The sequence below is a fragment of the Paraburkholderia sp. genome (assembly GCF_035948235.1).
GTDB lineage: Bacteria > Pseudomonadota > Gammaproteobacteria > Burkholderiales > Burkholderiaceae > Paraburkholderia.
This window is the reverse complement of the sequence record NZ_DASZJJ010000121.1, coordinates 1-12492: the sequence shown is the minus strand read 5'-3', so window position 1 is coordinate 12492 and position 12492 is coordinate 1. Positions and strand designations below refer to the sequence as shown.

Below are 12492 nucleotides of genomic sequence, written 5' to 3'. Positions count from 1 at the left end.
TTTTAGACAGAGTTCAAAGTGCCGAAACCGCCGGTTACAACCATTACTGCAGCGCGGAAAAAATCGGATTGAGTGCGCCGCGCGGCTGACCTACACTCAGGAACAGGTGCTGCTCACGCGGTGTTTACCCGGAGCTTTCAGCACCCCACCGAACCGGCCCGAACGCACCACAATGGGCCTCATGCCTGGCCGTTTTGCAGCGATCCCTTGGGGAGTACCGTGAAACTGACCTTTGCCATTTCGGTGGTCGCTCTGGTACTCATCGCCGGAACCACCACCATATGTATGTCGGGCGCCGTGAACGAGAACACCACGGAATATGGTGGCGTGCACGCCACGATGGAAGCGCTCTTCAATCCTCACGCGAAAGTTTGTCGATAGTGCGTCGATCGCGCTTGGTCGGCCTGCCGTGCAACGCGGAGGCCGGCTCGCGAAACAGCTTGCGCCGCTCTTGCTCCGCCGCACGTGCGGCACGTCCTTCTTCGGTCTCTGCGTAAAGCGACTGCGCGATGCTCGCGGGGCCGCGCACTTCGCAGATCCCCAGCACGTCGATTTCCCAGCGCACATGATCGATCTCGATGTCGACGCGATCGCCCACCCGCACGTCCTTCGACGCCTTGACCGCCTCGCCGTTGATGCGCACATGGCCCTTGCCGACAGCGTCCGTGGCCAGCGAGCGCGTCTTGAAGAAACGCGCCGCCCAGAGCCATTTGTCGATGCGCAGACGCGCGCCGGGTTCGGTCGAAATCTTGTAGTTCATTTGTGACTTCCTGCTGACATTCCTTCTGCGGCGATCGGGCCAGATCAGGCCGCCGCGCCCACCGGCACGCTCGCCTGCACCGGCCAGCCTTGCAGGTTCTGCGCAACGATCTCGCCCAGCGCGGCGATCCACGCCGGCGCGCTGTTCAAGCAAGGAATGCGGTGGAATTCCTTGCCGCCGCCGTGCAGGAACTCGTCGCGCACTTCCATGCCGATTTCCTCGATGGTTTCGAGGCAATCCGCCGTAAAACCGGGGCAGAACACGTCGGCGCGGCGCACGCCGCCCTGCCCGAGTTCCTTGAGCGTGGGCGCCGTGTACGGCTGCAACCACTGCGCGCGCCCGAAGCGCGACTGGAACGTCACGCGGCATTCGACGGTCGACAGACCCAGCGCGTGCGTCAGCAAGGACGCGGTCTGCTGGCACTGGTCATGGTACGGATCGCCCAGATCGAGCGTGCGGCTCGGCACGCCGTGGAAGCTCAGCACGAGGCGGTCGCCGGATGCGAAATCGGGACGGCCATGCACCTGCCAGTACTGCTGCACCTGCGCCGCGAGCGCGCCGATATAGGCCGGATGGTCATGGTACGAGCGCACCGTGCGGATTTCCGGCTGATTGCGCATGCGCCGCAGTGCAGCAAATGCGGCGTCGAAAGCCGTGGCCGTGGTCGAAGCGGAATACTGCGGGTACATCGGCACCAGCAGGATGCGCTCCGCGCCCGAAAGCTTGAGCTGGTTGAGGATCGCGGGAATATCGGGCGTACCGTAGCGCATCGCGTAATCGACGAGCACGGTGTAGTCGTTGATCTGCAGCAGATGGCGCAGAGCGTCGGTCTGCTTCTGCGTATGCACGCGCAGCGGCGAGCCCTCGGGCGTCCAGACCGCCGCGTACTTCTTCGCCGACGAGCGCCCGCGCAATGGCAGGATCAGCGTGCGCAGGATCACCTGCCAGATGGGCGCGGGAATCTCGACCACACGCGGGTCGGACAGGAATTGCGCGAGATAGCGGCGCACGGCGCGCGGCGTGGGCGCGTCAGGGGTGCCAAGATTGATGAGCAGCACCGCGACACGATGCGCGACAGCGGACTGCAAGGGCCGCTCGAGGTCGAAACGCATAGGCGATCAGGGCGCCACGCGCGGGGCGCGGCAACGGTTGCACAAGTGCGCATTATAGCGGGCGGGCCTGCGCTCACCTGCGCCGGTCATCGTCGACTATCGTTGGCCATTCGGCCAATGGCGCGGCGCGCCGCCTCGGGCGATGATGCAGCAAGCGTGCAGGAAACGCTCAGCCCTGGCTGAGCGTGAGCGAAAGCAGGCGCGCGGTGATATCGACGATCGGAATCACGCGGTTGTAGGCCATGCGGGTGGGGCCGATCACGCCCAGCGTGCCGACAATCTTGCCGTTGACTTCATACGGCGCGGTCACCACGCTCATTTCCTCGATCGGCACGAGCTGCGACTCGCCGCCGATGAAGATCTGCACGCCCTGGGCATGGCTCGACACGTCCAGCAGTTGCAGCAGGCTGGTCTTCTGGTCGAACACGTCGAAGAGCTTGCGCAGGCGCGCCATGTCGGACGACAGATCGGCCACTTCCAGCAGATTGCGCTCGCCGGAAATGAGCACGTTCTCGCCGGTATCGGATTCCTCGGTGCTGGCGGTCACGGCCGCGTGCATGAGGCTTGTCATGTCGCCGCGCAGGGCGTCAATTTCCTCGCGCAGACGGCGGCGCACCTCGTCGAAGGAGAGACCTGCGAAATGCGCGTTGATGTAATTGGAGGCTTCGATCAGCTCGGACGGCGTGAAATCGCGCTGGGTCGCCATGATGCGGTTCTGCACGTCGCCTTCGGGCGTCACGATAATCAGCAGGATGCGCTTGTCCGACAGGCGCATGAACTCGATCTGCTTGAACACGTGGCTGCGCCGCGGCGTGAGCACCACGCCCGCGAACTGCGAGAGGTTCGACAGCACGCTGGCCGCCGCCGCCACCACCTTCTGCGGCTCGCCGGGGCGCAGCGTGGTCTTGACCGCGCGCGTGAGGGCATCCTCGTCGCCGGAGGGCTCGACGGTGAGCATGGTGTCGACGAACAGACGGTAGCCGCGCGGCGTGGGCACGCGCCCCGCCGAGGTGTGGGGGCTGGAAACGAGCCCCAGCTCCTCCAGGTCGGACATCACGTTGCGGATCGTCGCCGGGCTCAGTTCGAGCCCGGAGTAACGCGACAGCGTGCGCGAGCCGACCGGCTGACCTTCGGCGATGTAGCGCTCGATCAGCGTTTTGAGGAGGGTTTGTGCGCGGGGATCTAGCATGACTGAAAATTCTAGCCTAATGCCGGGTTGGCCGCGAGTACGCAGGCGGGCGCGGGCGGCGGCGCCCGACTGGCTTGACAGCGGCAACAGACGCGCGCAGAGCGCTGCGTTGCGGCGCGCGTTGGTGTCGACTGCGGGTGAACTGCGGGTCATCTGCGGGTCACACGGCTGTCAACGCCGTGTCACCGGCTTCTGTCCAGGTGCGGCGAATCCCGCGCCCGTTGCGGCAGAGCGCGGGCGACAGGTTCTTTTCGTGCACTGACTATGGTGTAATGCGGGCATGCAGATCCAGAAGATCCAGAGCCAGTTCAAAACGGTTGCGCTTGTCGGGCGCAGCAATACGCAAGGCATCGGCGAGCCGCTGACGGCGCTCGCCCAGACCATCTCCCAGCGCGGTTTCGATGTCGTGTTCGAGGCGCAGACCGCCCAGGAGATCGGCGTGAGCGGCTATCCCACGCTCCAGCCCGCCGAAATCGGCGCGCGCGCGGATGTGGCCGTGGTGCTCGGCGGCGACGGCACGATGCTCGGCATCGGCCGCCAGCTCGCGCCCTACCGCACGCCGCTTATCGGCATCAACCACGGGCGCCTGGGCTTCATCACCGACATTCCGTTCTCCGACATGCAGGAGATCGTGCCGCAATTGCTCGCGGGCAGCTTCGAGCGCGAAGAACGCTCGCTGCTCGAGTCGCGCATCATGCGCGACGGCGACCCGATCTACCATGCGCTCGCCTTCAACGACGTGGTGGTGAACCGCAGCGGCTTCTCCGGCATGGCGGAACTACGCGTCCACGTGGACGGCCGCTTCATGTACAACCAGCGCTCGGACGGCCTGATCGTCGCCACGCCCACCGGCTCGACCGCCTATGCGCTGTCGTCGCAGGGGCCGATCCTGCATCCGCAGCTGCAAGGCATTGTGCTCGTGCCGATCGCGCCGCACGCGCTATCGAACCGCCCGATCGTGCTGCCCGACGACTGCAAGGTGAGCATCCAGATCGTCGCGGGCCGCGACGTCAACGTGAACTTCGACATGCAGTCGTTCACGGCGGTCGAGCTCAACGACGTGATCGAGGTGCGCCGCTCGCGCCATACCGTGCCCTTCCTGCATCCGGTCGGCTACAGCTACTACCGCACGCTGCGCCAGAAGCTGCACTGGAACGAGCCACCCGCGCTGCAGAATCTCCCGGCCGAGCCGCACGACTGACGCACCCAGGCCGCGGGGCGCGCCGGCCGCACCCGCGACCACCGAATCCAAGCAACGAACCATCGAACCGGCGCCAGCGCCATCCGCCAGATTCAAGACGCCATGCTCCGTCATCTCTCGATTCGCGACTTCGTGATCGTCGCCGCGCTCGACCTCGAATTCGATAGCGGCTTCACCGTGTTTTCCGGTGAGACCGGCGCGGGCAAGTCGATTCTTATCGACGCCCTCGCCCTCACGCTGGGCGCGCGCGCCGATGCAGGCGTGGTGCGCGCGGGCGAGAGCCGCGCCGACATCACCGCCGAATTCGATGCCCCGCCGCACGTCGCGGCCTGGCTCGAAGAGCAGGCGCTCGCCAACAGCGATGCGGAAAACGGCGTGATTCTGCGCCGCGTGGTCGACAGCGGCGGCCGCTCGCGCGCCTTCATCAACGGCACGCCGGCCACGCTTGCGCAGTTGCGCGACATCGGCGAGCGCCTGGTCGACATTCACGGCCAGCACGCGCATCAATTGCTGATGCGCCCGGACGCCCAGCGCGAACTCTTCGACACGCACGCGGGCCTGCTCGATCTGGCCGCACGCGTGACGCGCGCCTGGCGCGACGCGCGCGATGCGCGCTACGCCGTGCAGACCGCGCAGTCGCGCGACCGCGAACTGCAGCTCGAACGCGAGCGCCTTGCCTGGCAACTGGCTGAGCTTGACAAGCTCGCGCCGCAGCCCGGCGAATGGGAAGAAGTGAGCGCCGAGCACACCCGTCTGTCGAATTCGGCGAACCTGATCGAGGGCGTGCAAGGTGCGCTCGCGGCGCTCTCAGAATCCGACGAAGCGATGATTTCGCATCTGAATTCGATCGTCTCGAAGCTGCGCGATCTCGCCGAAGTCGATGGCGCGCTAGGCGATGCGCTCGCCGCGCTCGAACCGGCCACGATCCAGCTTCAGGAAGCCGCCTACTCGCTGTCGCATTATGCGCAGCGGCTCGAACTCGATCCGAACCGGCTCGCCCAGGTCGAAAAGCGTCTCGATGCGCTGCATTCGGCGTCGCGCAAATTCCGCCTGCAGCCGGAAGCGCTGCCCACCGAACACGCATCGCGCCGCCAGCAACTGGCGCTGCTCGACGCCGCGTCCGATCTTGACGCGCTGCGCGCCGCCGCCGACAAGGCGCACGAAGCCTATCTCGTCGAGGCTCGCCAACTTTCGAAAGCGCGCGCGGGAGCCGCGCAGGCGCTCGGCGCAGCGGTGACGCAGGGTATGCAGGAATTGTCGATGGCGGGCGGCAGCTTCGAAGTCGCGCTTGTGCCGCTGGGCGGCAACAGCGGCAACGGCGAGCCGATTGGCGGCGCACATGGTCTGGAGCAGATCGAATTCCGCGTCGCGGGCCACGCGGGCGTGCCGCTGCGACCGCTCGCGAAGATCGCCTCGGGCGGTGAACTGGCGCGTATCAGCCTGGCGCTCGCCGTGATCGCAAGCGCCGCGAGCCCCACACCCACGCTGATCTTCGACGAAGTGGACACCGGCATCGGCGGCGGCGTCGCGGAAGTGGTCGGACGCCTGCTGCATCAACTCGGGCGCGCGCGCCAGGTGCTGTGCGTCACGCACTTGCCGCAGGTGGCGGCGCGCGGCGACCAGCACTTCCAGGTGGCAAAGGCCGGCGACGGCAACGGCGGCACGGTATCGGCGGTCACGGCGCTGGATAAATCGAGCCGCGTGGAAGAAGTCGCCCGCATGCTCGGCGGCCTGGAAATCACCGCCACCACGAGGCGGCATGCGAAGGAGATGCTGGCGGCTTGAAAGTGGCGGCTCAACGTAGCCGCCAACCCCTCACTCCCCGGCCCGCTCCCCAAACACCCGCATCCACAGCGCCAGCACGACTTCGCGCTGCGATTCCACGCGCGTCGGATCGACGCGCGCGGTCTCCATCCCGTCCAGCCGCAACTGGTGCTGCAGCTTGCGATAAAGCCGATACGCCGCCCCCACCGCGTCGGCTTCCGCTTCGCTCATCAGTCCAAAGCGCGACACCTCGCGCAGCAGCGCGATATTGCCGGTGTTGCGGATCAGCTCCGGGTCCTGCGCCGCGTGCAGCAGCACCCAGTACTGCACCGTGAACTCGATATCGACCATGCCGCCGCGATCGTGCTTCAGATCGAACAGCGCCGTGCGGTTCGGGTGACCATCCTCCACGCGCTGACGCATCTCGATGATCTCCTGCGCGAGCGGCGCGGCGTCGCGCGGCGTCGTCAGCACCTGCACGCGAATCGCCTCGAAAGCATTGCCGATCGCCGCATCGCCGGCCGAAAAGCGCGCGCGCGTGAGGGCCTGATGCTCCCACACCCACGCGGTATTGGCCGCGTCGCCCTCGCGCAATTGATAGCGCCGGAACGAGTCCAGATCGGTCACGAGCAGGCCCGATTCGCCATTGGGCCGCAAACGCAGATCGACGTCGAACAGCGTGCCCGCGCCCGTCGCCGTGGTGAGCCAGGTGATGAGGCGGCGGGCGAAGGCCGCGTAGATTTCGGCGGCGCGTTCGTCCTCGTCGTCGTAGAGGAAGATGATGTCGAGGTCCGAGGCGTAGCCCAGTTCCTTGCCGCCCAACTTGCCGTAGGCGATCGCCGCGAAGCGCGGCACCTCGCGATGGCGTTTGGCGAAGTGCTTCCAGACGATCTCGATGGTGACGTCGAGCACCGCGTCGGCGAGTTCGGAAAGCCGGTCGCTCACATGCTCCACCGACAGCCGTCCGGCCAGGTCGTTGAGCAGGATGCGGAATACCTCGGCCTGATGCGCGTGGCGCAGCAGATCCATCTGCTGCTCCACATCGGCGGCGGCGGCGAGGCGCGCGCGCAACAGACGCGAGAACTCGGGCCAGTCGAACGGCGAGGAAATCGCCTCGTCGTCGAGCAGTTCGTCGAGCAGTTGCGGATGGCGGATCAGGTAGCCCGCCGCCCAGCGCGACGCGCCCAGCACCTTGAGCACGCGGTTGAGCGCATCCGGGTATTCGGTGAGCAGCGCCAGATACGCGCCGCGCCGGATCACCGCTTCGAGCAGGTCGAACATGCGCGCGAGCGTGTCGCCGCGCCGCTCGCGCGGCTCCAGCGTACGCGCGGCTTCCAGCGCGCGCTTGGCGACGCTGTCGAAACGCTCGCGGCTTTTCTCCGGCAAGCCCGTGTAGCGCGACGATTGCCACAGCCCGCGCAAACGCGCGAGCAGCGGTTCGGGATCGTCGATGCCGAGTTCGGTCAGGCGCGCGAGCAGATCGCCGTCGGCGCCTTCTTCCCCGAGCGCGCTGCTCCAGACCCACGCGGCCACGCCATCGTCGGGCGCGCCGCAACCGCTCTCGCCGCCCACCTTGTCGGAGAAGATCTGGTCGAACTGGCGCTCCACCTTCTCGCGATGCGCTTCGAGCACGGCCATCAGCGCCGCGTAATCGGCGTAACCCATCGACTGCGCGAGCGCCGCACGTTCGGTTTCATCGACCGGCATCGCGTGCGTCTGCGCGTCGTCGCGGTATTGCAGGCGGTGTTCGAGTTCGCGCAGGAAGTTGTAGGCGAGCGTGAGATCGTGGCAGACCTCGGGCGCGATCAGCCCGCGCGCGGCCGCGTAGCCGAGTACGGCGAGCGTCGGGCGCACACGAAAGCCCGCGTCCTGGCCGCCGCGAATGAGCTGGAACACCTGGGCGCTGAATTCGATTTCGCGGATGCCGCCGCGTCCGAGCTTGATGTCGTCGGCCTTGTCGGGGCGCATCATGGCGCGTCGCTGCGCTTCCTGGCGAATCTGCAGATGCAGCGAACGGATCGCGCTGATCACGCCGAAGTCCAGATAACGGCGGTAGACGAACGGCTTCACCAGCGAGTCGAGTTGCGTGGCCAGACGCAGCGCGCTGTCACTTTCGCGCTCTGAAACCAGCCGCCCCTTGATCCACGCGTAGCGCTCCCATTCGCGGCCCTGCACGTAGAAATATTCCTCCAGCATGCCGAGGCTGCACACGAGCGGCCCCGAATCGCCGTTCGGGCGCAGGCGCATATCGACGCGAAACACAAAGCCGTCCGCCGTCACGTCAGAAAGCGCGCCGATCAGGCGCTTGCCCACGCGCGTGAAAAAGTCCTGGGTGGCGATGGGCGAGCGCTGCGCGCCGGTGGTTTCGCCGTCGTCCTCGTAGACGAAGATCAGGTCGATGTCCGACGACACATTCAGCTCGCGCCCGCCGAGCTTGCCCATGCCGACCACGCCGAGCGTCAGGCGCTCGCCATTGGGGCCGCGCGGCTCGCCGAACAGCGTCTCCAGATCGGCGCTCACAACCGCCAGCGCCCGCTGGATCGTGACTTCGGCCAGATCGGTCATGGTGCCGGTGACTTCGCCCACATCCGCGCTGCGGGCAAGGTCGCGCTCCATGACCGCGCAGATCACTTCGGCACGCAGCTGGCGCAGGGCTTTCTTCAGTTGCTCGTCGGTGAGCGTGAGGGGGGGACTGGACGCGCCGGGCGTGCCGCTTGCTTGCATGCACAACACATCGAGGCGCGCGACGATGCGCTCGCGCGTGATCGGCGCGGTGGCGAGTTCCGCGACCTCGTTGGCCAGCCCGGAACGGGCGGCATAGACGCGCGCCGCATAGCGCGAATAACTGGAACTCAGGAGAGGAATGTCAGTCATGAAGGCTCTGGCTCTGCGGATGAATCGGCATGTCGTTGTGCGAAGAATGCAGCAAAGAGCGCGGAGCGTGGATGGCGAGGAAGGCTGGCGCACCAGCGCAGTCCGGCAGGCATGTCGATAGCGGCGACAGCTGATAACGTGAGCCAAACGAGCCCGCTTGACGTGCCGCCGTGCAGTTTTTTCGTGCGCGAAATGCCGTGCGCCACCCCGCCGCGTGCCATCCCGGCTTCCCCGGATGGCCGTGTCCACGGCCCCGTGTGATACATTTCGTCGTCAGAACGCAACGCTACCATACCCCACCCGCCGCAGCATGTCCGAGCGTAACGATCCCGCCGGCCCGCCTCATACCGGACATGCCAGCCGGGAAAGCGCAGACGCGGGCCCGCAACATCATCACCCGGTACTGCGCCACACGCTGCGCGTACTGGCGTGCATCGCGCTCGCCTTCTACTTTATCGTCGCCGTGCTGCTGCTCGGGCTGCGATATGTCGTGCTGCCTCACGTGGACGATTTCCGGCCGCGTATCGAAAAGCTCGTCTCCGACAAGATCCACGCCGACTTCCGCATCGGCAAACTTTCGCCACACTGGTCGGGTTTCCAGCCCGGCATCGACGTCGCCAATCTGACGATCCGCGACCGCCACGGCAATCTCGCGCTCAACGTGCCGCACGCCACGGCCTCGGTCGCGTGGCGCTCGGCGGTGCTGCTCGAACCTTTGCTTTCCAGCGTCGTGGTCGAAAACCCCGACGTGTCGATCGCGCGCGAGGACGACGGCACGCTCAGCGTCGCCGGCGTGCCGGTGCCAACCGCCCATACCGGCAACGCCACCTTCACGACCTGGCTGATGCGCCAGCAGGCCATCGTGCTGCGCGGCGGCACGCTGCGCTGGCGCGATGCCACGCGCGACGTGCCCGAGCTGCGCCTGTCGAACATCCGTCTGGCAATTCTCAACGACGGTTACGACCACCACATCGCCCTGCAGGCGCCCGCCGAAGGCACCGTGCTGCACGGCCCGCTCGACTTCCGCGCGCAGTTCAAGCACGGACGCTTCGCGCCGGCGGGCAAGCCGAACACCTGGAGCGGCAGCGCCTACATCTCCACCGGCCCCGTCGATCTGCCCACGCTCGCACGCTACATTCCGCTGCCGATCACGACCTATGCCGGCCGCATCGACAACGCCATCTGGGCAAACTTCGAAGGCGGCCGCATCGTCTCCGCCGACGGCGTGCTCAGCGGCGACGACATCGCCCTGCGCGTCAAGCCGACCCAGCCGCGCCTCGACCTGCCCATCGCAAAGTTCAACTGGCGCATGGGCCTCGCGCCCGGCGACTACACGCTGCAACTGCGCGACTTGCATGCCGAACTCGGCCAGCCGCCGCTCGACGACGGCACGCCGCTCACGCGTTCGCTCGCGCTCACCACGCTCGACGCGCATTTCCGCCAGCAGACGCTGCAAAGCGGCCAGTTGATTTCCGTGAGCGGCGACCGTATCGACCTGGGCATCCTCGGCGAATTCATGCGCGCGCTGCCGCTGCCGGGCCGCGTGCAGACGGCGCTGGTGCGCTTCAACCCGCGCGGGCTCGTCGCCAACTACGATCTGGCGATGGAGCGCGCCAAACCCGAATCGGGCGAAGCCGCCGCCGAGCAGCGCACCACCAGCACCGAGCCGCTGCTGCACTACCGCTTCAAGGGCGATCTGCAGGGCTTCAGCGTCGCGGCCCAGGAGCCGGGGCCGGGCCTCACGCCGCGCAACCACCCGCGCGCGGGCTTGCCGGGCGTCGAAAACCTCTGGGGGCGCATCGACGCCGACGAATCGCACGGCACGATCAAATTCGATACCGCCGACGCCGCCATCACGCTGCCAGGCGTCTTCGACGATCCGCGCCTGCGCTTCGACCATCTGTGGGGCGCGGCGAAATGGACCGTGGCCGCGCAACGTCAGCCGGGCGACAAGATCAAGGCGTTCGATGTCGATGTGACCGAACTGGGCGTGCAGAACGCCGACGCGCGCGCGAAGATGACCGCGCACTACCGCAATCCCGGCCACGGACGCGGCGCGCTCGATCTGGTCGCGCACTTCGATCAGGCGCAGGTCAAGGCGATTCCGCGCTATCTGCCCACCAGCATCAGCGAGAAAACCCGCACCTATCTGGGCCACGGGCTGCAGGCGGGCCTCTCGAAAGGCGCGACCATCGAAATTCACGGCGACCTCGCCCAGTTCCCGTATTCGCGCGACCCGAGCGCGGGGCAGTTCCGCATCGTCGCGCCGTTCGCGAACGGACGCTTCGACCCGTCGCCGTTCCCGCCGAAGAAGATGCGCAACGGCGCGCCCAATGTCTGGCCGGCGTTCGACGGCATCGACGGGACGTTCAAGCTCGCGGAAAACAAGCTGCGCTTCGACGTGGCGCACGGCCACTACCGCAACTTCGTGCTGCACGACGTGAGCGGGCGCATCGACGAACTGGGCGTGAAGGGCTCCGATCTCGTGATCGAGGGCGCCGGGCGCGGGCCGCTCGCCGACCTGCTCGATTACGCCGACAACAGCGCGCTCGGAGCGATTTCGAAGCACGCCACGGCCAAGGTGCAGGCGCAGGGGCCGGCCACGCTCGCGCTCAAGCTCACGATTCCGCGCAAGCCGATGCCGAAGGTGGCGGTGGCGGGCGCAATCGGCTTCGAGCACAACACGCTCGTCGCGCATAACGTGCCGCCGCTCTCGGATCTGAACGGCCGGGTGCGATTCACCAACCGCAGCGCTCAGGTGGACCATCTGACCGGACGCTTCCTTGGCGGCGATCTGCGCGCCAACGGCGGCATGCGCGAAGACGGCCACTACGATGTCAATGTCGCGGGCGACGTGGCGGTGGACGCGGCGCGTGGCCTGAACCTGCACGGCACGGCGGCGGCGGTGCTCGGCCGCTTCTCGGGCGCGGCTCCTTATTCGCTTTCCGTGACCGGCACACGTGGCCATCTGCCCGACGTAAAGGCCAGCTCCGATTTGACCGATCTGGCAATCGACCTGCCCGCGCCGTTCGGCAAGACCGCCGGCACGCCGATGCCGCTGCGCTTTGCGCTGCAGCCCGGTCCCGGCGTCGATCCGCTTGCACCGATCGCGCCGATGTCGGCCAGCGACGCCGCCGCATTCCAGCACGCCGAACTGACACTTGGGCCGCTGGCGGCGCGTTACGTGCTGCGGCGTAATCCGGGTCATGTGCCCGAAGTCGTGCGCGGCGCGATCGGCATGAACAAGCCCGCCGACCTGCCCTCCGAAGGCGTGACGGCAGCCGTCGATCTGCCTTCCTTCGATGCCGATGCCTGGCTGCGCGTGGCGCGGGAGCTGCGCGGCACGGCAGCGGCTAATCCTGCTGTTGCGGCAAGCGCGCCTGCGGCTGCGCAGGCCACTGCAACCGCCAGCGCGCCCCAAGTCGCTTCACCGCCCGCCCCACAATCTGCTTCGCAAACCGCCGCGCAAACGATAGCGCCCACGGCCTCCTCGCCGCTGGCGCCCGGCGGCGCGTTCGCGTCCTACGTGCCGTCGCGCTTCGCGGTCCACGTCGGCACGCCCACGCTGCTCAAGCGTCACTGGGAAAACGTG

7 protein-coding genes are annotated in these 12492 nt (G+C 67.2%); 3 read left to right on the top strand and 4 right to left on the bottom strand.

The features are described 5' to 3' along the window. Window positions 1-352: 352 nt before the first annotated feature. From VG320_RS10995 to hrcA, 3 genes are all read right to left on the bottom strand, one after another. Window positions 353-760, bottom strand: a complete 408-nt coding sequence (locus VG320_RS10995; protein ID WP_327200139.1) for an RNA-binding S4 domain-containing protein — start codon at window positions 758-760, stop codon at window positions 353-355. Between the two features lie 44 nt (window positions 761-804). Continuing rightward, a complete protein-coding gene (gene hemH / locus VG320_RS10990; protein WP_327200138.1) occupies window positions 805-1872 on the bottom strand; it encodes a ferrochelatase in 1068 nt (355 codons plus the stop codon). Between the two features lie 169 nt (window positions 1873-2041). After that, window positions 2042-3061 (bottom strand): heat-inducible transcriptional repressor HrcA, encoded by a 1020-nt coding sequence (gene hrcA / locus VG320_RS10985; RefSeq protein WP_327200137.1) that lies wholly within the window; start codon window positions 3059-3061, stop codon window positions 2042-2044. Between the two features lie 280 nt (window positions 3062-3341). Between hrcA and VG320_RS10980 the strand changes: the two genes are divergently transcribed. Next, window positions 3342-4262, top strand: a complete 921-nt coding sequence (locus VG320_RS10980) for an NAD kinase (protein ID WP_327200136.1) — start codon at window positions 3342-3344, stop codon at window positions 4260-4262. A gap of 102 nt (window positions 4263-4364) precedes the next feature. Next, complete coding sequence (gene recN / locus VG320_RS10975) at window positions 4365-6047, top strand: DNA repair protein RecN (RefSeq protein ID WP_327200135.1); 1683 nt, start codon at window positions 4365-4367, stop codon at window positions 6045-6047. Window positions 6048-6077: 30 nt separating this feature from the next. On the opposite strand, the gene glnE is transcribed toward recN, so the two are convergent. Continuing rightward, on the bottom strand, window positions 6078-8900 hold the full coding sequence (gene glnE, locus VG320_RS10970; protein ID WP_327200134.1) for a bifunctional [glutamate--ammonia ligase]-adenylyl-L-tyrosine phosphorylase/[glutamate--ammonia-ligase] adenylyltransferase: 2823 nt from the start codon (window positions 8898-8900) through the stop codon (window positions 6078-6080). Between the two features lie 310 nt (window positions 8901-9210). Between glnE and VG320_RS10965 the strand changes: the two genes are divergently transcribed. Next, window positions 9211-12492, top strand: a 3282-nt coding sequence (locus VG320_RS10965) for a YhdP family protein (RefSeq protein ID WP_327200133.1), incomplete at its 3' end; no start/stop codon positions are given.